Source organism: Weizmannia sp. FSL K6-0777, from assembly GCF_038593185.1.
Lineage (GTDB): Bacteria > Bacillota > Bacilli > Bacillales > Bacillaceae_C > Weizmannia > Weizmannia faecalis.
Genome location: NZ_CP151971.1, coordinates 896,177 through 915,382 on the forward strand (window position 1 = coordinate 896,177; position 19,206 = coordinate 915,382).

Genomic DNA, 19,206 nt, shown 5'->3' on the forward strand with positions numbered 1-19,206 from the left:
GGTCTGCATACCTGATCCAGATCGGGAGCTTATGGATACCGGCTGCACCGAATACTGTCGGACCGCTTGACCGTTTTAAATGAACAAAACGCTTCAGAGGCGAAAGACGCTATATATAGGGAGGTTTTTGGATAAATGAGGGTGATTAAAGCAGCGCTGCTCGGCTTTGGAACGGTCGGCCAGGGCGTGTACGAAGCGGTCCGGACCCACCGCGAGCAGCTGAAAGAAAAGCTGCATGCCGAGGTAGAGATTGCAGCGGTTCTGATCAAAAACCCCCGAAAAAAGCGGAACATTGACAGTTCTGTGCTCGTCACGACGGACTTCCGGGAAATTCTCGCTATTCCCGATCTTGAAGTCGTGTTTGAAGCGATTGTCGGGGAAGAACCAGGCTTTTCCTACTGTTTACAAGCGATTGAAAAAGGCTGCCACGTCATTACTGCCAATAAAGTCATGTTTGCACGATATGGGAATGTGCTGCTTGAAAAAGCGAAAGAAAAAGGCGTGTTTGTCGGTTACGAAGCGACAACCGCAGGCGGCATCCCTGTGATTCGGACGATTTCCCAGCAGCTTCAGGTCAATGACATCCAGCGTGTACAGGCGATTTTAAACGGCACATCCAATTTTGTTTTATCGGAAATGCGTGAAAAACATCTTCCATTTGAAGAAGCGTTGGAAATCGCCAGGCAGCACGGCTATGCAGAAGCTGACCCGGGCAATGATGTAAAAGGGCAGGACGCCTTTTGTAAGTTGATGATCCTGAGCCGGCTCGTATTCGGAACCCAGCCGAACTGGGAGAAAGTAGAAGTTGAAGGGATAGGCGGCCTCTCGCTTGCGGATATTGAAAGAGCGGATCGGAAGGGACTCCGTTATAAGCATATTGCGGACATATACCGTGATGGCAGGACGCTGAAAGCATCCGTTAAGCCTGTCCTCGTCCCTCCCGAACACGCCCTTTATGCGGTGGAAGGCGTCAACAATGCCGTCACGATTTACGGCAGCCTGATCGGAAAAATTACCCTTACAGGTCCGGGTGCCGGGAAATTTCCGACGGCAAGCGCCATGATTGAAGACTTTGCGGCGGGTTACCGGCCCGTTTTGCAATTGGACGCCGTTTCGTGATCCGGTTTTTCCGGATAAGGAAACGTATATTTTTTGCGATGCTAAGATACCATTTTAGCGAGGGGGGAGAACCCCTCAACCTCTTTACGGCTTCTTCCGTTTTCGCTTTCCCGGCTTAGCGGAAGAGGCTTCTTTTTTTACCTGTTGTGAATCCAGTGGTTGGTGGCTCCATCCGCAGTTCATGCCGTTTCGTGAACCGCATGAACATGGCGGGATCGCGTATCCCCTAAAGAAACCGGAGCCCTTTTTAGCTTCACGGTAGCCCGTATTGCACCTTGTGCGGGACTTTCGCCGTCTTTTTCCGCTTCCCGGCATATGCCCCCCGGCTTGTACATATATTGAATTATCGAGATGAAGAACCCCGCTTTTGGCGGCGCTTCTTGTACAAGGAGGGCATCACCATGAAACGAAAATGGCTGGCGCTTGCGATTTCGGGATCGCTGCTTGCCGGTGCAGGCGGCGGCTATACGGCAGGCCAATGGTTTTCACAAAAGGACAAGGCAGCCCCCACCCGCCAGGAAACAACCGGTGGGACAAGCAATATGCCGGATCTCACAAAAATTGCCCAGGCATACCAATTAATTAAAAGTTCCTATGTCCGGAAAGTTGACGAAAAAACACTCGTGGAAGGCGCAATCAAAGGCATGGTCAGTACATTGGACGATCCGTATTCCGTCTACATGGACAAAGAGACAGCCGCGCAATTCAATGACACGCTGGATTCCTCTTTTCAAGGCATCGGCGCCGAAATTACCAAAAAAAACGGAAAAATACTGATTGTTTCTCCTTATAGAAACTCCCCGGCGGAAAAAGCGGGACTGCGCCCGGAAGACGTGATTACAACAATTAACGGAAAAAGTACGGCAGGCATGGACTTATACGAAGTGACAACACGAATCAGAGGAAAAAAAGGCTCCAATGTGAAGCTGGGTATTTCAAGGGCCGGATCCGGCAAACAGATGACAGTGACGGTCAAACGTGATGAAATCCCGCTTGACACGGTCTACTCGAAAATGAAAAAGGCAAACGGGAAAAAAATCGGTTATATCGGCATTACCCAGTTTTCAAAAGATACGGCAACAGATTTTGCACAGCAGCTCGAAAAACTTGAAAACCGCGGCATGGAAGGGCTTGTTATTGATGTACGGGGAAATCCGGGCGGCCTTCTTTCCAGTGTTGAAGCGATTCTCAAGCAGTTTGTTACAAGAAACAAGCCGTATTTGCAAATTGAGGAACGGAGCGGGCACCGTGTCCAGTATGTGTCCAAACTGAAGAAAAAGAAGGCTTACCCGGTTGCGGTTCTCGTCGATAAAGGCAGCGCGAGCGCTTCTGAAATAATGGCGGCAGCACTTCATGAAACGGAAAATTATCCGTTAATTGGCGTCCGGACATTCGGCAAAGGGACGGTGCAGGAAGCGGTGCCGATGGAAGATGAGAGCATCATCAAACTCACCATGTTTAAATGGCTTACGCCCGATGGCCATTGGATCCATCATAAAGGCATTGCCCCGACGATTGAAGTGAAACAGCCGGACTATTTTGATGCCCAGGCTTTGCAAATTGCACACATTTTGAAAAAGGATATGAACAACACCCAAATCAAAACCGCCCAGCAAATGCTAAAGAGTCTTGGTTTTTCACCGGGAAGGGAAGACGGTTATTTCGATATCCAGACGGAAAATGCCGTCAAGGCGTTCCAGTTTGACAAAGGCCTTCCGGTAACCGGCAGCATCAATCAAAAAACGGCCGATGAAATGGAAAAATCGCTGTACAAAATGGCGCACGCGGAAAAAAACGATTTGCAGCTGCAAGTCGCATTAAAGGTTGTCAGCAAGTAACACCGTTTTAGCGGACCGGGTTGCAAGCCAACGTGCAGCAACTTGCTTTTTTTGCCCTTAACTCTCATGTCTCTGTCTTACTGCCACTTTTTGCGACTCCCAGCGCAATTGTAAAAAAACGGAAAAATAAACGTGGATGCCGGTTTGGACAGAAAATCTATGAGTCTGGAAAAAATCCTTATGGTCATTGTCTTATGACGGTAATATAATAAAGAAAAGATAACTATGCCTTTGAAAAAGGGGTTAATGATGTATTGGAAATTAAGAATTCCTTTATTGTTACTTGTTTTTGGTGTTACAGCTGGTTTTTGTCAAAAGTATCCCACGCTCTTTTTGGCGAATGTAAGTAACTTTGTAGCAAGTGCAGTATATATTGGATTGGTAGCAGTCATAATTCTTATTTTAGAAAGAACAGGAATAAACGAAAAAAGGTCCACTTCCTTTTTGCAATTCTCTTAATTTGTGTAGGATACTTATTTGACAGTTGGATGGCATAAGGGCTTGCTGAACGAATCCGCTTCTGCGTTTGTCCCCACTTTGTCAGTAAGCTCTAGAAGAACTTCGAAAATGCGATTCTGTCTTTTCTATACATTGAATCAGTTTTCAAGTGCAAGCTTTTCTTTGGATTTTTATAATCCCCTTGTATTTAAATTTTTGCCAAAGCTGTCAGCATCCTTGCCAAATCTAGGAATTTTACTTATTTAGCAAGCCCTATGTTAAGGAAGCGCGGGAAAAAGAAGGCCTTTCTTCACATAGAGTCCGTCTACGTTAAGAAAGCAAGCAAAAACGAGACTCTTCCTTCACATAGGGCGCGTCTAGTTATGCCCCTTTGAACTGTCCTCCGGAACTCTTTGAAGTCCATCCCCGCAGCGAGGCACGAGCGAGGAGGCTCGCCGGCCGCCCACGAAAAGCGAGTGGATTTCGCGCGCATTAACACCCCTGTTATCCATCTTTATACAGAAATATTACGTCACTTCGGGGCAGCTTCCTCCTGAGCCAGGAAAGCAAGCATAGCGCGGTAGCCAAAAGTGTACAAAAAGAGCGTCTTAGAATACCCGATTTTAAACCCCTGTCGCGAAAAACTTGGTACATATCCCTATCGCTGAAAAACTTGACACATACAAAATCCGGAATTTCGAAGCGCTTTTCGCCAAAATCTGCTAAAATAATACTACAAATAGGTACGTGCGGGGGATGGTGTTTCGGTTGGAACAGATTTGGCTCATTGAAGTGTTAAAAGGCATCGGAAGATTTTTTCTCCATCCGATATTCTATTATGCGCTGTTGCTCGCGCTCGTTTCTGGTGCGGCAAGAGTGAAGCGGGAAAGAAACGATTTTCATATCAGGATTTATAAAGGATCGCTTGAACTGCGGTCTTTATTTCCTGCCGGGCTCATATGCGGGTTGATCCTTTCCGCTCTCTCAGTGGCGGCGGGGGTTGAAGTGTCATGGCCTGTTCTTGCTGCGGTGGCGGCTGCGACGATTTTATTTTCGCTCGTAGGCCAATTCCGGTTTCTCTCACCGGCATTTACCTTGGGCATACCGGTACTCCTGTTTTTTGTTTTCACATGGCTGCCGGTTCAACTGCCGGATTGGATGAGCGGCACAACCGATGCGATGGTTGCCGGGCTCTCCATTTTAGCAGGTCTTCTTTTGTTAGCGGAAGGCGTGCTGCTGAGGACAAGCGGCACGAAGCATGTTTCCCCGAAACTGCGGAAAAGCCGGCGCGGTTTGAATGTCGGTGCATTTGTGGCCAAAAAACTCTGGCTTGTGCCGGTCGTTTGTTTTCTGCCCGCAGGCCCGCTTTCGGTCACCGCTTCATGGTGGCCTGTTGTGAACTGGGGTGGACATACGTTTTCACTGGTGCTTGTCCCGTTTTTAATCGGTTTCCAGCACCAAATCCAGAGCACTTTACCGCAATCTGCATTGAAGCGGATCGGGACCTGGGTTATTTGGGCGGGCATCATGACGACCGCAATCGGAGCAGCAGGGCTCTATTTTCCTTATTTTCCTGCAGTAGCAGCCGTTTTTGCCATTGTCGCGAGAGCATGGATCTCCATTCGCCACCGGATGCGTGAAAACAACGCACCGTATTATTTTACACAGCAGAACAACGGCATGATCGTTTTAGGGATCATACCGGGTTCAAAAGCGGAGAAAATGGGGCTTTCCATCGGTGAAGTGATTTCCAAATGCAACGGCGAGCCCGTTCGCAATACGGATGAATTTTACCGTGCCCTACAGAAAAGCCCGGCTTATTGCAAACTTGAAGTCATCGATACGAACGGGGAAATGCGCTTTGCCCAGGGCGCGCTTTATGAAGGCGAGCATCATGAACTTGGCATATTGACCGTAGAAAATAACATCAACTGGGATCCGGACCAGGCGGGATGACCGGAAAATAGAAAGCGGCGGAAACTTCCAAAAGGAGGTCCCGCCGCTTTTTTCATCGACACATCGTAACCACAATTGCGTTTGTCACTGACCATCTCGTACGGAGGCGATTTCAAAAGGCCGGTTGCGTTTTTCGTTGACTATGATCCTTGCAATTCTATCTGTCAAAATTCAAAACCTGTTTTCTATGGAAAACACGTTAAAAATATTGAAAACTTAATTGACAATGATTCTCACTATCAATATAATTATAATTGATAATGAAAATCAATTACAACGAGCTGACAAAAGAAACGGGGGAGTACGAATGGAATGAAAAAAAGATATTTAGTGCCCCTGCTTGCCGTCCTGTCCATCATTTCAATTTTCATCGGCGCAGAAAATATCAGACCGGCGGATATGCTCCATTTAAGCAGGGAGCAGACGGAAATTTTGCTGGCAAGCCGCCTGCCGCGTCTGATCAGCATCATCATTGCAGGCATGGGCATGAGCATCTGCGGCCTTGTGATGCAGCAGTTGACGAGAAATAAATTTGTCTCCCCGACGACAGCCGGCACGATGGACTGTGCCCGGCTCGGCATTTTAGTTGCGATCATCCTGTTTTCGGCGGCAAGCCCGCTGATCAAAATTGCGGTTGCTTTTTGCTTTGCTCTGGCTGGCACCTTGCTGTTCATGAAAATACTGGGCCGGATTAAATGGAACGATACGATTTTCATCCCGCTTGTCGGGCTGATGTTTGGCAATATCGTAAGCTCTGTATCGACTTTCTTTGCGTATAAATTCGATTTAATCCAGAGCCTGTCCTCATGGCTGCAAGGCGATTTTTCAGGCGTGCTGAAAGGAAAGTACGAGATGCTTTATTTAGCAGTTCCCGCCGTTTTGGTCGCGTATGTGTTCGCAAACCGGTTTACGGTCGCCGGCATGGGGGAAGATTTTGCCAAAAACCTTGGCCTGAATTACAAGCAGGTGGTCAATATCGGCCTTGCCCTTGTCGCGCTGATTACTTCGGCAACTGTACTGACAGTCGGCACCATCCCGTTTCTGGGCTTAATTATTCCAAATATTGTGTCCATTTACCGTGGCGACCATATGAAAAAAAGCATTACGGTGACGGCGCTGCTTGGGGCAGTGTTCCTGCTATTTTGCGATATTTTGGGGCGCCTTGTCATTTATCCATATGAAGTGCCGATCAGTTTAACAGCCGGCATCATCGGGAGTGGCATTTTTGTATATTTGCTGCTGAGGAGACACGCTTATGCATAGTCGTTCAAAACTGCTTATGCTTGCCGCAATCGCAGCGGGCCTCATTGCAGCGTATATTTGCATCGGATCTTACTGGGATTTCAACTATATTATCCCTTCAAGAATCCGGAAAATTTTCGCCATCATCCTGACCGGCTGTGCGATTGCCTTTTCAAGCCTTATTTTTCAGACGATTACAAACAACCGCATTTTAACGCCGAACGTACTCGGGCTGGATTCCCTTTATCTCATGATCCAGACGGCGGTCGTTTTCGCAATGGGAGCCAAAACGCTAACGATGATGCAGAGCCATGTCAATTTTGTGGTTTCACTCGTGGCGATGGTGCTGTTTTCTGCCGTTTTGTTCCACTTAATTCTTCGCCGGGGCAGGCAAAATATGTATTTTCTGCTTTTGATCGGGATGATTTTTGGCACTTTATTCGGCAGTTTCACTTCTTTTATGCAAATGCTGATCGATCCGAATGAGTTTCAGGTGCTGCAGGATAAAATGTTTGCCAGCTTCAACAATGTGAATGTCCATTTGCTGTGGGTTTCTTTTGTGCTTGTTGTATTGTGCGGGTTGTATTATCTGCGTTTTGCCAAGTTTATGGATGTGATGCTGCTCGGGCGGGATCAGGCGGTCAACCTTGGTGTCGATTATAACCGGGTAGTGCGGCATCTGCTTTTGATTGTCGTCATCCTTGTCTCCGTCTCGACGGCGTTGGTCGGGCCGATCACATTCCTTGGCCTGCTCGTTGTCAACGTCGCTTATCAATTTTTTGATACATACCGGCATACAATCCTTATACCGGGTGCGATGCTGATCAGCGTCGTCTTCCTGACAGGAGGGCAGCTGCTTGTGGAAAGAGTCTTCCAGTTCTCTGTTCCGCTCAGCGTCATCATCAATTTTGCCGGGGGCATCTATTTTATTTACTTACTTTTAAAGGAGAGTCGCGCATGGTAAATGTGATGAATGTCTTAAAAAGCTACGGGAGCAAGAAGGTCATTGATCATGTGTCTGTTAAAATTCCAAAGGGAAAAATCACTTCTTTTATCGGGCCAAATGGTGCCGGAAAAAGCACCTTGCTTTCGATCATCAGCCGGCTTGAATTTTCGGATGAAGGGGATGTATACATAGACGGGGAGGCCGTCAGCCGTACAAACAGTAAAAAGCTGGCGAAAAAAATATCCATCCTGAAGCAGTCCAATCATATGAACATCCGGCTGACAGTAAGGGAACTTGTCGCATTCGGGCGCTTTCCGCATTCAGAAGGACGGCTCACGGATTCGGATCAAAAAATGATTGATAAAGCGATTGCCTATATGGAACTGGAAGAATATGAGAACCAGTACCTGGATGAACTGAGCGGCGGGCAGCGGCAGCGCGCATACATCGCAATGGTGCTGGCCCAGAACACGGAGTATATTTTGCTTGATGAACCGTTAAATAATCTTGACATGAAACATTCGGTCCAGATTATGAAAGTGTTGCGCAAGCTTGCCGATGAGCTGGGCAAAACCGTTTTAATTGTCATTCACGACATTAATTTCGCCTCGTTTTATTCCGATTACATTGTGGCGATGAAAGGCGGGAAAATCGTAAAACAGGGGAAAACGGATGACATCATTCGCCCTTCTGTTTTAAAGGAAATTTACGATATGGATATTCAAATTCAGGATTACTGTCAAAATAAGTTTTGCTTATATTATGGATGAAAAGGGGATTTGAGATGAGAAAGCGCTATTTGGCCGGAGTCATGATTTTGTTGTTAGCAGTATTTGCTGCCGGGTGCGGAACGAAAGAAAGCGCCGGGGGTAGCAGTGCCTCATCAAAGAAAATAACTGTAAAGCATGAACTTGGAACCACGAAAGTCACGGAAAACCCAAAGAAAGTCGTCGTGTTTGACTTTGGTGTGCTGGATTCGATGGATAAGTTGGGCATTAAAGTGACAGGTGTGCCGCAGGACAATCTTCCGTCATATTTGAAAAAATACAAAAGCAGCAAGTATGAAAATGTCGGCGGCGTCATGGAACCGGATTTTGACAAGATCAGTGAAATCCATCCGGACCTGATCATCATTTCCGGCAGGCAGCGGGACAACTACAAGGAATTTAAGAAAATTGCCCCGACGGTTTATATGGGGCTGGATCCAACGAAGTATATGGATTCCTTTAAACAGAATATGGAAACGCTCGGCAAAATTTTCAATAAAGAAAATGCCGTGAAAAAGCAATTGGCCGATATTGATGATTCAATCAACAGCCTGCATGCAAAAGCGGAAAAAGTGAACGGCAAAGCGTTGATTGTCCTGACGACCGGCGGAAAAGTGAGCGCGTTCGGACCGGGTTCACGGTTTGGCCTCATACACGACGTATTTGGTGTACCGGCTGCGGACAAAAACATTAAAGCATCCATTCACGGGCAGAATGTGTCATTTGAATATATCGTGAAAACCAATCCCGACTATTTGTTTGTCATTGATCGCGATGCAGCCATTGGGCAGGGCGGAAACGCAAAGAGCGTCATCGAAAACGACCTTGTCAAGAAAACGAATGCTTACAAGAACAAACATATCGTTTATCTTGACCCGGGTTACTGGTACCTTTCCGGTGGCGGGCTCGTCTCCGTATCCGAAATGGTGAAGGAAGTTCAGAACGCGATCGATTAAGTCATTCAAAAGCCAATTTCAAAAAAACGGACGAATCGGAGGGCTACCGACTCGAATATGTCAAAGCCCAATTTCAAAAAAACCCCCGCATGATGCGGGGGTTTTTTTTCACTCTGCATAAAATTTGCGCGCTTTTTCCAAAAAGGCCATATCCGCTTCTTCCAGTTCTTCTTCATGATATATGGCTTCTACCGGACAAACTGCCTGACAAGCGCCGCAATCGATGCAAATATCCGGGTCGATAAAATACTGGTCTTCCCCCTCGGTAATACAATCCACGGGGCATACATCCACGCATTCGGCCGCTTTTTCACCGATGCACGGTTGGGTAATTACAAATGCCATTTTCCAGATCACCTTTTTCCTATATGTAATAATATCCGTCTAGCGTTGCGCTTATATACATCCATTTTGCCAGCTGGGCATCCCGGGCTGGCGGGGTGACAATACGCAATATTCGAAGCCGGGCGTCCATGCTTTATCTTTTAACGATCATTTTTAATATAACAAAATGGTACGAATCTTTCAATCAAAACTCTCTGCATATCGGCATATTGCGGAAAAAAACGAAACAACAAGCTTCTTAAAAGCAGGACATTTTACGATGAAGGCTGAATATAACAATAAAGAAACGGAGGGGGCAAAATTGAAGGCATATGCTTTTATAATCGGAATAATCATTGCTGCGATTGGCATCATTGCGGGGCTTTTTACCGGGGATTTTTCAAAAACCTATTGGCTCTACGGGATAGCGGCAGCAATTGGAATTGTATTCTCCGGCATCACGATGGGGGCGTTTGTGGGCGGCATGGAGACGCGGGCAAACTATTTTTCTGAAACAAATCAGCCTGACGATGCTATTTTTCCTGTTCGGATTGCCGAATCTGATTACCGTACTGGTGGGATTTCTCATCCAAATGTACGCTTAACATTTACATATTTCCCGGCCGCGCGTGGAATGCTTGAGATCCAGCTTTACAATGGAAAAGCAGGCACGATACAATGAAGAAAAACAAGTCGGGGAGCGGGGCTATAACAGATGGCTAAAAAAGTTTTGGTTGTGGATGATGAACCATCCATTGTGACCCTTTTAAAATTTAATCTTGAGCAGGCCGGTTTTGAAGTGCTGACTGCCAGTGACGGAAACGAGGGATATGATACAGCAAGGAAAGAAAAACTTGATGTCATTATTCTCGATCTGATGCTTCCGGGCATGGACGGCATGGACGTTTGCAAGCAGTTGCGGCTTGGGAAAATCAATACGCCCATTTTAATGCTGACAGCTAAAAGTGATGAACTGGATAAAATTCTCGGCCTTGAACTCGGGGCAGATGATTATATTACAAAACCGTTCAGCCCGCGGGAAGTGGTGGCACGTGTGAAAGCGATCCTGCGGCGGGCAGAAACAAAAACAGAAGAAGAAACCGCTGAGGCGATAAAAGTGGGCGACCTGCGCATTTTACCGGAACAATTCGAAGCCTATTTTAAAGAGAAAAAACTGGAGCTGACCCCGAAAGAATTCGAATTGCTTTTGTATTTGGCAAACCATGCAGGAAAAGTGTTAAGTCGCGACCAGCTGCTTAATGCTGTTTGGAATTTCGATTTTGCGGGTGATACAAGAATCGTCGACGTACACATCAGCCACCTTCGCGAAAAAATGGAAGAAGATACGAAACAGCCGCAATATATTAAAACAGTCAGGGGTTTTGGCTATAAAATGGAAGTGATGTAGCAGGAAAGGGCTATGCAATGAATAAATTATGGATCCGCATTTTTATTGCATTTTTATCGATTTTGGCCGCCGTATTGCTGGCTATCGGTTTTTTCGTTGCTGATATGATTCAACATACATATATGGACATGGCGCGCACGCAGCTTTCCCAGGATGCAGATCTACTGATGAAAACGATCCGTCCGCAAACATTCAAAGACAAGCCGGATGTACTGCAAGGAAAAGTCCGGCATTATTATTCCAACCACGAACCGCGTATTACCATCATTGATACAAACGGGAAAGTGCTCGCAGATTCGGACGATGATCCGGCAAAGATGGAAAATCACGCAAACCGACCGGAATTCAGGCAGGTTATAAGGCAGCATAAAGCAAGCGGTGAGTCCATCCGCTCAAGCCATACGCTCGGGTACAATATGATGTATGTCGCAAATCCGGTAAAAGAAAATGGGAAAGTTATCGCAGTCATCCGGACCTCCATTGCGCTTAACCGGATTGATGCTGTGCTAAAAGGATTGTGGTTCAGCCTCGGGCTTGCAATGGCGGTGGCCTTCCTCATTTCCGGCTGGATCAGCTATGTGCTGGCACGGAAATTTACGCGCCCGATTGAAGCGAGCATTGAGGTTAGCAACCGCCTGATTGAAAAAGATTATGACAGCCGTGTCCGTGTCAATGCAAGCGGGGAATTGCGGCAGCTGACAAAAGCCATTAATAATCTTGCCCATAACTTAAAGCAGCAAATGAACGAGATTGATGAAAACGAGCAGCAGCTGACCGCCGTATTGGAAAATATGGACAGCGGGGTCATGCTTATTCAGACATCGGGGCGGATCATGCTTGTGAACCGGGCAATGGAAGAAATGACGGGTTTGTCGTCCGGCGAATTGATTGGAAAGCGCCATATCGAAGCGGGAAAAAGTTTCGGGCTCAGCCAGCTGATCGATCGTTCATTAAAAACGGGTGAACGGTTTCGGGACGAGGTCCATCTTTATTACCCGAAAGAGCGCATTCTCGATGCCCATATTGCGCCATATGTCGGGGAGAGCGGAGAGCTGCGCGGCGTTGTGGCGGTCCTGCACGACGTAACAGAAACGAGACGACTTGAGCAGATCCGCAGCGAGTTTGTTGCAAATGTCTCCCACGAATTGAAAACGCCTGTCACCTCTGTCAAAGGATTTGCGGAAACGTTATTAGACGGTGCCATGTATGATGAAGCGACACTCAGGGAATTTTTAAAGATCATCTATGACGAGTCTGACCGGCTGCACCGGCTCATTTCCGACATTCTCGATTTGTCCAGGATTGAGCAGCACCGCATTCCGTTGAAAATGGAACAGCTCAATGTGGTGGATGTTGTCGCAGAGACCGTCCAAACGATGCGGAAAAGAATAGAAAAGAAACAGCTGGAACTTGTGCTGCCACAAAAGCGGCACGTCATGATGGAAGCAGACAAAGACCGGCTCCGCCAAATCCTGTTGAATTTGGTTACGAACGCGATTGCTTATACGCCGGATAAAGGCAGGATTGAAATCAGCCTGATCGAAAGGGAAAATGAGCTGGACTTGATTGTAAGCGATACAGGCATTGGCATTTCTGAAAGGGATTTGCCGCGCATCTTTGAACGGTTTTACCGGGTCGATAAAGCCCGGTCAAGGCAGTCCGGCGGCACCGGGCTCGGTCTTGCAATCGTTAAGCATCTTGTTGAATCGTACCATGGCAAGATCCGAGTGGAAAGCGAGGAAGGAAAAGGCAGCACCTTTATAGTCACCCTGCCACGGACGCAAACCAGGCCGGACGCTGTTTAAAAGTGCCCGGCCTGTTGCTTTTTGCGGATATGGGAGGTGTTCATAAGCGGGATGAAAGACAAAAAAGCAAGAGCTGCGGACCGAAATGTCCTTCATAAGCGGGATGAAGGACAAAAGGAGGCGAACCGCAGGCTGAAATGTCCTTCATAAGCGGGATGAAAGGACAATAGGGGGCGAACTGCAGTCAGAAATGTCCTTCATAAGCGGGATGAAGGACAAAAGGGGGCGAACTGCAAATTTTGTCCATTCGGCAATACATGATTTACACATTTAAACTGCCCTGCTCCCTTAGTTTTTCCATTACCTTTCCCGCCGTTTCTTTTCCATTCATGATGCAATCGGCGATGCCTACGCCGTAGTAAGAGCAACCGGCGAGCACCACGTTCGGGTCGCTTGCTGACAGCTTTTTGGTTAGCGCCTCTACCCTCTGCCGGTGGTGCAAATCGTACTTCGGCATCTTGCCCAGCCATTTTGTCACTTCCGCTGCCACTGGCTGTGCACTTATCCCGAGCGCCTGCCGCACATCTTTCAGTGCCGTTTCAATCAGCCCCTCCTGATCCATCGCATTCAGCCGGTTAAACAGTGCGGTATCCGCGTCTTTATAAAACAAGCGCAACAGCAGGCGTCCATTTTTCGACGTGTGTGGCCATTTCCGGCTTGTCCATGTGCAGGCATTGCAAACGAGCCCGCTTCCGCCGGAAACAATAAAACCTGTCCCGTCTTTCGGCAAGACTGCATCCGGCACGTCAAAACCAAGATAAACGGTGATCACCGAAGCGGCCTTAAACTGATCCCATTCCTCATCCAAAGCAGGGTTCGCAAGCAGTTTCTTCGCTGCAGCATGCGGTACGGCAAGCACCACCACATCTGCTTTAAGCCTGCGCTCGTCCGACAATACAACAGTATAGCCTTTTTCGTGCCGTTCAAGCGCAACTGCTTTTACCCCTTTTATAATGTCAGCACCCGCTGCCTTTTCCTCGAGGCGGCTAGCCAGTTCGGACAAACCGTTTTTAAACGATACAAATTTTTTCTTCTCAGGAGACAAGAAAGTTTGCTTATGTTCGGACAAACCCTTCATAATGCTGCCATACCGATTTTTATAATCGACAAGAAACGGCATTGTTGTCGCCAATGTCAGTTCATACAAATTGCCGGAGTAAACGCCGGACAGCACCGGCGCAATTTGTTTCTCCACCAGTTCTTTGCCGAAAAAAGCCTCCAAAAATTCTCCGGCTGAACTGTCTTTTGTAAAAGAATGGTTTTTCGTAAACAAATCTTTCAGCGCTGCCAGTTTCCCTTTCGTTGAAACAAGTTCGCTGCCAAAAAGGGCATCCAAACTTGCCGGAATGCCAAACACTGCCTCTCGCGGAATCGGTTTTAACCCATCTTCCCGGTAAAGATACGAGATGCCGGTAGCATTGTGGCGAATCCGATTTTCAAGTCCAAGTTCTTTCAAAAACCCGGCTACCCCTTTTTTGCGGGCAACGATTGAATCCGCGCCCGTTTCCATAATAAAACCCTCTTTCCGGACGGTACGGAGCTTTCCGCCAGCTTCCGGATTTTCTTCCACAAGGGCCAAGGATACCTGTGCCCCTGTTTTTTCGATCTGTTTATGAAGCTCGTACAATGCGGTAAGGCCCGTAATGCCCCCGCCAATGATCACGACCGATTTCAATTTTATACCTCCGTTCAGCCTCTGTTACTTCTATTATAAACAAACCGGTTTCTTCTATTTTTTATGTTTTTGCCTAAAATGTGACAATCACCCTTTAAAATCTTACACCTGGTTCTATCATCTTTACAAACTCTTAACATTCCATTCATATCTGCTTAATACCGCACGATTATCTTTAAAAGTGCAAGGAGCAAGCCAATAAAAAACAGGGGGCAAAAAAATGAAGAAAAAGTTTGCAGCGGTATTTGGCTTATTCACGATTTTCGCAGTGATTGCAGCTGGGTGCGGGAACGCAAAAGAGACGACAGTATCCGGCAAGGGCGCAAAACAGGAAAGCATCACGGCCGTCGGTTCAACCGCACTCCAGCCGCTCGTGCAGGAAGCCGCGACACAATATATGAATGATCATCCTGAAGCAACCATTAACGTACAGGGCGGCGGCAGCGGAACCGGCCTGAGCAAAGTTGCGGAAGGCGCTGTCCAAATAGGGAATTCTGACGTTTTTGCCGAGGAAAAAGACGGCATTGACGCAAGCAAAATTACGGACCATAAAGTTGCGGTTGTCGGATTTGCGCCGGTTGCAAATCAGGATATCGGCGTCGATAACCTGACAAAACAGCAGCTGATCGGCATCTTCACTGGAAAAATTAAAAACTGGAAAGAAGTCGGCGGAAAAGACCTAAAAATCGTTGTGATCAATCGTGCGGAAGGATCTGGCACACGGGCCGTCTTTGAAAAACAGGCTTTAGATGGCGCTACTGCAGTGAAAGCGCAGGAACAGGACTCTTCGGGCACTGTGCAAAAAATTGTCAACGAAACACCGGGGGCTATCAGCTATCTCGCATTCTCTTATATGAACAATAAAGTCAAAGCTTTAAAAGTGGACGGCGTTGAACCGACAGAAGAGAACGTCAAAACAAACAAATGGAAAATTTGGGCTTATGAACATATGTACACAAAAGGAAAGGCAAAAGGCTTAACGAAAAAGTTTATTGATTACATGCTTTCGGATGAAGTGCAAAAAAACCTCGTTCCGAAACTCGGGTACATGCCTATTTCTAAAATGCAAGTTGAACGGGATGCAAGCGGAAACGTTACAACAAAATAAAGTGGATTTAAAACTTTGCGGAGCTCTAAACTGATGCAAGCAGCAGAATGATCGCCAGAACGATACGGTTTCCGGTTATCCGGGGCACGTCCGGCGGCACATTTCTGCTTGTCTTGTCCTTTTTTGAAAACCGCAACTGAAAAGGATAGACCATGTAAAAGCACAAGCAGCCAAGCGGGCAGAGCGGGTTGCTCGCAAAGCAGAAATGAGTTCGGCAATCAAAGCGGCAACCATGCCCGTTTTTCAAAACCGCAACTGAAAAGGATAGACCATGTAAAAGCACAAGCAGCCGAGCGGGTAAAATAGGTTGCTCGCAAGGCAGAAATGAGTTCGGCAATCAAAGTGGCAACCATGCCCGTTTTTCAAAACCGCAACTGAAAGGGATAGACCAAGTAAAAGCACAAGCAGCCGAGCGGGTAAAATAGGTTGTTCGAAAACAAAATGAGTTCGACAAACAAGCGGCAACCATGCTCTTTTTTCAAAACCGCAACTGAAAAGGATAGACCGTGTAAAAGCACAAACAGCCGAGCGGGCAAAGCAGGTTGCTCGCAAAGTAGAAATTCATCCGGAAATCAAAGCGGCAACCATGCCCGTTTTTAGAAACCGTAACCGGAAGGGGATTTGAACAACGTGAGTGAAAATGCACTCAAATGGACAGAACAGGTTGTCAAAAATAAAGCTAAGCCGCGTTCGAAAATCAAAATAGAACGGCGCGGGAAAATGATGACACTGATTTGCATTGCTTTGATGGCGGTTGTTGCCACATCAATTTTTATTTTTGTCGCAACAAAAGGGCTTGCCCTTTTCTTTGAACATCACGCCAGTGTCCTAGAATTTTTCACCGGAAAAGACTGGAATCCGGGCAAAAAGGATGCTGCTGGAAACCCGGTTGCGGGCGCTTTGCCGATGATAACCGGTTCCTTTGCTGTAACATTTCTTGCCGCTATCGCCTGTGCGCCGCTTGCAATCGGCGGGGCTGTATTTATGACGGAAATTTCCGCTAAACGGGGGCAAAAAATGTTGCAGCCGGTCATCGAATTGCTTGTCGGCATTCCGTCGGTTGTTTACGGATTTATTGGATTAAGCGTCGTCGTTCCTTTTCTTCGTGAACATATATCAGGAAGCGGCTTTGGCATTGCGGCAGGAACCATTGTGCTTGCAGTCATGATTTTGCCGACTGTGATGAGTTTGTCGGTGGATGCAATCCGGGCTGTGCCCGATTCGCTCCGGGAAGCCTCGCTTGCGCTTGGGGCGACGCGCTGGCAAACGACTTACAAAGTAGTGCTGCGGACGGCGCGGCCGGGCCTGTTAACAGCTGTTATTTTCGGGATGGCCCGGGCATTCGGCGAAGCGCTCGCGGTGCAGATGGTGATTGGCAACGCAACGGTGATGCCCCGTTCATTGTTCGAACCGGCATCCACTTTAACAAGCATTTTAACGATGGGCATGGGCAATACCGTGATGGGAAGCGTGGAAAATAACGCGCTTTGGACGTTGGCGCTCGTGCTGCTGCTCATGTCGCTCGTCTTTATCATCATCGTCCGTTTTATCGGCCGCAGGAGGGATGCATCATGAAAGCAAAAATGGCGGACCGTATCGCAACATCCGTTCTTTACTTCATTGCCATGTTTATCGTCGCCATTCTTGCGGGGCTCGTCGGATACATTCTTGTAAAAGGGCTGCCGCACGTTAGCTGGTCATTCATTTCGTCCCCTCCCCAAACCTTTAAAGAAGGCGGGGGAATCGGGCCACAGTTGTTCAATTCCTTTTATTTACTCGTGTTGACAATGGCGATCAGCATGCCAATCGCACTTGGCGCAGGTATTTATATGGCAGAGTATGCACGGAAAAACCGGCTGACGGATTTGCTCAGGACGGCGATTGAAGTGTTGTCTTCGCTTCCGTCTATTGTGGTCGGGCTGTTTGGTTTTCTGTTCTTTGTCCTGTCGATGGGCTGGGGATTTTCGATTTTGTCCGGCGCGTTTGCATTGGCGCTTTTCAATTTGCCGCTGCTGGTCCGGGTCGTGGAAGATTCGCTCCGTGCCATTTCGCCAGCGCAGCGGGAAGCAGGCCTTGCACTTGGGGTGTCAAGATGGGAAACGATTCAATCGGTGCTGCTTCCGGCTGCGTTGCCGGGGATCATCACCGGGATTATTTTGGCCTCCGGGCGCGTTTTCGGCGAAGCGGCAGCCCTAATTTATACAGCAGGCATGAGCTCGCCGAATCTTGATTTTTCAAACTGGAACCCGTTCAGCATGAACTCTCCGCTGAACCCGCTCCGCCCGGCTGAAACATTGGCTGTGCACATTTGGAAAATCAACGGGGAAGGCCTCATGCCGGATGCCGCGTCCGTATCAAGCGGCGCGTCCGCAGTGCTGATCCTGTTTGTGCTTATCTTTAATTTTTCAGCAAGGTTTATCGGCAAATGGCTCCACAACCGGATGACTTCGCAATGAAGGCACCGTATCCATTTGGAAACGTGCCGTGCCTGCTTTCAAATCGGTGCATGGCAGGATTAAAAGCAACAGCTTCGCAACCGGATAAGTGGGGATGTTCAAAAACTAACAACGCTACGTCTGTTTGGCATCATAGCTCGTTTTTACTTAGCGAGAATGAGAAGCAAACAGCTCGACAATCGGTTGAGTTCGCCATAAGAGGTTGGGCATGTACCGGTCCAAAAACTGGTAACGGCCATCCGTATCAAACGCTAGGCTTGCACACGTTTCCTTTTAGCCAAGACAAAAAACAGATCCACCTGAATCATTTCACAATAAAAGGAGGAATGACCCATGGCAGTATCGATGCTGGCACGGAATGAAAAAATAGTGCTACCCGCGGTTGAAATCCCTGGGCAGATGCCGGAAGCACAGAACATTATCATCGAAACCAAAAATTTAAGTGTTTTTTACGGGGAAAAAGCAGCGATCCAAAATGTTAGCCTCGCGTTTCCCGAACATCAGGTGACGGCATTAATCGGCCCGTCCGGATGCGGAAAATCCACCTTTTTGCGGAGCCTGAACCGCATGAATGATGAAATTGCAGGCTGCAGGATGTCCGGCGGGATTTTTTATAAAGGAGCCGACATCACCCTTTCGTGCGCGGACGTTTTTGAAATCCGAAAGCATATCGGCATGGTGTTCCAGCGCCCGAATCCGTTCGCAAAATCGGTTTTTGAAAATGTCGCGTTCGGCCCAAAGCACCATGGCGTGAAGAAAAAAGCATGGCTGGAAGAAATTGTCGAAGAAAGCTTAAAAAAAGCTGCATTATGGGATGAAGTGAAGGACCGCCTGCATACGTCCGCGCTTGCCCTATCAGGCGGCCAACAGCAGCGGCTCTGTATCGCAAGGGCGCTCGCCATGAACCCAGATGTCCTGCTTCTTGATGAACCGGCATCGGCGCTCGATCCGGTCTCAACCGGTAAAATTGAGGAACTGATGCTCGAACTGAAAAAAGATTATACCGTTGCCATTGTCACGCACAATTTGCAGCAGGCCGCCCGCATTTCCGACAAAACCGCCTTCTTTTACATGGGTGCACTGATCGAAGCGGGGGACACGACGAAAATGTTTACGAAACCGGAAAACCAACAAACAAGGGACTACTTATCCGGCTTTTTCGGTTAAA

18 protein-coding genes are annotated in these 19,206 nt (G+C 47.7%); 16 read left to right on the plus strand and 2 right to left on the minus strand.

Features of this window, described 5'->3' with window-relative positions; translation table 11 throughout:
* Positions 1-135: 135 nt before the first annotated feature.
* The 8 genes from NST70_RS04010 (at position 136) to NST70_RS04045 (ending at position 9,262) form a co-directional block, all read left to right on the plus strand.
* The gene (locus NST70_RS04010) at positions 136-1,119 is read left to right on the plus strand and encodes a homoserine dehydrogenase (protein ID WP_265115570.1); all 984 of its coding nucleotides are present in this window, start codon (positions 136-138) and stop codon (positions 1,117-1,119) included.
* A 401-nt stretch (positions 1,120-1,520) separates the two neighbouring features.
* Positions 1,521-2,957, plus strand: coding sequence for a S41 family peptidase (locus tag NST70_RS04015; protein WP_017551675.1), 1,437 nt, complete (start codon positions 1,521-1,523; stop codon positions 2,955-2,957).
* A 249-nt stretch (positions 2,958-3,206) separates the two neighbouring features.
* Positions 3,207-3,416: a hypothetical protein gene (locus NST70_RS04020; RefSeq protein WP_046721397.1), complete on the plus strand. Its 210-nt coding sequence runs from the start codon at positions 3,207-3,209 to the stop codon at positions 3,414-3,416.
* 738 nt (positions 3,417-4,154) lie between these two features.
* Positions 4,155-5,351, plus strand: coding sequence for a PDZ domain-containing protein (locus NST70_RS04025; RefSeq protein WP_225621021.1), 1,197 nt, complete (start codon positions 4,155-4,157; stop codon positions 5,349-5,351).
* 312 nt (positions 5,352-5,663) lie between these two features.
* Positions 5,664-6,614 carry an ABC transporter permease gene (locus NST70_RS04030; protein ID WP_035182202.1) on the plus strand — a complete coding sequence of 317 codons (951 nt, stop codon included), beginning with the start codon at positions 5,664-5,666 and terminating at the stop codon, positions 6,612-6,614.
* Positions 6,607-7,557: an iron chelate uptake ABC transporter family permease subunit gene (locus tag NST70_RS04035; RefSeq protein ID WP_277613376.1), complete on the plus strand. Its 951-nt coding sequence runs from the start codon at positions 6,607-6,609 to the stop codon at positions 7,555-7,557. The genes NST70_RS04030 and NST70_RS04035 overlap by 8 nt, the downstream gene beginning before the upstream one ends.
* Positions 7,551-8,309, plus strand: coding sequence for an ATP-binding cassette domain-containing protein (locus tag NST70_RS04040; protein WP_342475795.1), 759 nt, complete (start codon positions 7,551-7,553; stop codon positions 8,307-8,309). Before NST70_RS04035 ends, NST70_RS04040 begins: the two co-directional genes overlap by 7 nt.
* 14 nt (positions 8,310-8,323) lie before the next feature.
* On the plus strand, positions 8,324-9,262 hold the full coding sequence (locus tag NST70_RS04045; RefSeq protein WP_342475797.1) for a siderophore ABC transporter substrate-binding protein: 939 nt from the start codon (positions 8,324-8,326) through the stop codon (positions 9,260-9,262).
* Positions 9,263-9,370: 108 nt separating this feature from the next.
* Here the strand turns inward: NST70_RS04045 and NST70_RS04050 are convergent, their stop codons facing one another.
* Entirely contained in the window at positions 9,371-9,607 is a 237-nt protein-coding gene (locus tag NST70_RS04050) for a 4Fe-4S binding protein (RefSeq protein WP_342475799.1), read from the minus strand.
* A gap of 259 nt (positions 9,608-9,866) precedes the next feature.
* On the opposite strand from NST70_RS04050, the gene NST70_RS04055 reads away from it, so the two are divergent.
* Genes NST70_RS04055 through NST70_RS04065 form a run of 3 tightly spaced genes read left to right on the plus strand, consistent with a single transcriptional unit; the run spans position 9,867 to position 12,799 of the window.
* Complete coding sequence (locus NST70_RS04055; protein ID WP_342475801.1) at positions 9,867-10,268, plus strand: DUF5316 family protein; 402 nt, start codon at positions 9,867-9,869, stop codon at positions 10,266-10,268.
* A gap of 33 nt (positions 10,269-10,301) precedes the next feature.
* Positions 10,302-10,994 carry a response regulator transcription factor gene (locus NST70_RS04060; protein ID WP_013858648.1) on the plus strand — a complete coding sequence of 231 codons (693 nt, stop codon included), beginning with the start codon at positions 10,302-10,304 and terminating at the stop codon, positions 10,992-10,994.
* A 17-nt stretch (positions 10,995-11,011) separates the two neighbouring features.
* The gene (locus tag NST70_RS04065) at positions 11,012-12,799 is read left to right on the plus strand and encodes an ATP-binding protein (protein WP_342475803.1); all 1,788 of its coding nucleotides are present in this window, start codon (positions 11,012-11,014) and stop codon (positions 12,797-12,799) included.
* A gap of 262 nt (positions 12,800-13,061) precedes the next feature.
* On the opposite strand, the gene hemG is transcribed toward NST70_RS04065, so the two are convergent.
* Positions 13,062-14,474, minus strand: a complete 1,413-nt coding sequence (gene hemG / locus NST70_RS04070) for a protoporphyrinogen oxidase (RefSeq protein WP_104851281.1) — start codon at positions 14,472-14,474, stop codon at positions 13,062-13,064.
* A gap of 220 nt (positions 14,475-14,694) precedes the next feature.
* Here hemG and NST70_RS04075 point away from each other — a divergent pair, with 220 nt between their 5' ends.
* The 5 genes from NST70_RS04075 (at position 14,695) to pstB (ending at position 19,205) form a co-directional block, all read left to right on the plus strand.
* On the plus strand, positions 14,695-15,582 hold the full coding sequence (locus NST70_RS04075; RefSeq protein ID WP_035189109.1) for a phosphate ABC transporter substrate-binding protein PstS family protein: 888 nt from the start codon (positions 14,695-14,697) through the stop codon (positions 15,580-15,582).
* Between the two features lie 720 nt (positions 15,583-16,302).
* On the plus strand, positions 16,303-17,157 hold the full coding sequence (gene pstC, locus NST70_RS04080) for a phosphate ABC transporter permease subunit PstC (RefSeq protein WP_225621023.1): 855 nt from the start codon (positions 16,303-16,305) through the stop codon (positions 17,155-17,157).
* A complete protein-coding gene (gene pstA / locus NST70_RS04085) occupies positions 17,154-18,038 on the plus strand; it encodes a phosphate ABC transporter permease PstA (RefSeq protein WP_035189110.1) in 885 nt (294 codons plus the stop codon). Before pstC ends, pstA begins: the two co-directional genes overlap by 4 nt.
* On the plus strand, positions 18,035-18,400 hold the full coding sequence (locus NST70_RS04090; RefSeq protein ID WP_017551686.1) for a hypothetical protein: 366 nt from the start codon (positions 18,035-18,037) through the stop codon (positions 18,398-18,400). The genes pstA and NST70_RS04090 overlap by 4 nt, the downstream gene beginning before the upstream one ends.
* Positions 18,384-19,205 carry a phosphate ABC transporter ATP-binding protein PstB gene (gene pstB / locus NST70_RS04095; protein WP_235430828.1) on the plus strand — a complete coding sequence of 274 codons (822 nt, stop codon included), beginning with the start codon at positions 18,384-18,386 and terminating at the stop codon, positions 19,203-19,205. Before NST70_RS04090 ends, pstB begins: the two co-directional genes overlap by 17 nt.
* Position 19,206: the final 1 nt, after the last annotated feature.

Coding starts and splice junctions, on each gene's coding strand:
- NST70_RS04010 (WP_265115570.1), top strand. CDS start 136: ATGAGGGTGATTAAAGCAGCGCTGCTCGGCTTTGGAACGGTCGGCCAG.
- NST70_RS04015 (WP_017551675.1), top strand. CDS start 1,521: ATGAAACGAAAATGGCTGGCGCTTGCGATTTCGGGATCGCTGCTTGCC.
- NST70_RS04020 (WP_046721397.1), top strand. CDS start 3,207: ATGTATTGGAAATTAAGAATTCCTTTATTGTTACTTGTTTTTGGTGTT.
- NST70_RS04030 (WP_035182202.1), top strand. CDS start 5,664: ATGAAAAAAAGATATTTAGTGCCCCTGCTTGCCGTCCTGTCCATCATT.
- NST70_RS04035 (WP_277613376.1), top strand. CDS start 6,607: ATGCATAGTCGTTCAAAACTGCTTATGCTTGCCGCAATCGCAGCGGGC.
- NST70_RS04040 (WP_342475795.1), top strand. CDS start 7,551: ATGGTAAATGTGATGAATGTCTTAAAAAGCTACGGGAGCAAGAAGGTC.
- NST70_RS04045 (WP_342475797.1), top strand. CDS start 8,324: ATGAGAAAGCGCTATTTGGCCGGAGTCATGATTTTGTTGTTAGCAGTA.
- NST70_RS04050 (WP_342475799.1), bottom strand. CDS start 9,607: ATGGCATTTGTAATTACCCAACCGTGCATCGGTGAAAAAGCGGCCGAA.
- NST70_RS04055 (WP_342475801.1), top strand. CDS start 9,867: ATGAAGGCTGAATATAACAATAAAGAAACGGAGGGGGCAAAATTGAAG.
- NST70_RS04060 (WP_013858648.1), top strand. CDS start 10,302: ATGGCTAAAAAAGTTTTGGTTGTGGATGATGAACCATCCATTGTGACC.
- NST70_RS04065 (WP_342475803.1), top strand. CDS start 11,012: ATGAATAAATTATGGATCCGCATTTTTATTGCATTTTTATCGATTTTG.
- NST70_RS04075 (WP_035189109.1), top strand. CDS start 14,695: ATGAAGAAAAAGTTTGCAGCGGTATTTGGCTTATTCACGATTTTCGCA.
- pstC (WP_225621023.1), top strand. CDS start 16,303: ATGATGACACTGATTTGCATTGCTTTGATGGCGGTTGTTGCCACATCA.
- pstA (WP_035189110.1), top strand. CDS start 17,154: ATGAAAGCAAAAATGGCGGACCGTATCGCAACATCCGTTCTTTACTTC.
- NST70_RS04090 (WP_017551686.1), top strand. CDS start 18,035: ATGAAGGCACCGTATCCATTTGGAAACGTGCCGTGCCTGCTTTCAAAT.
- pstB (WP_235430828.1), top strand. CDS start 18,384: ATGCTGGCACGGAATGAAAAAATAGTGCTACCCGCGGTTGAAATCCCT.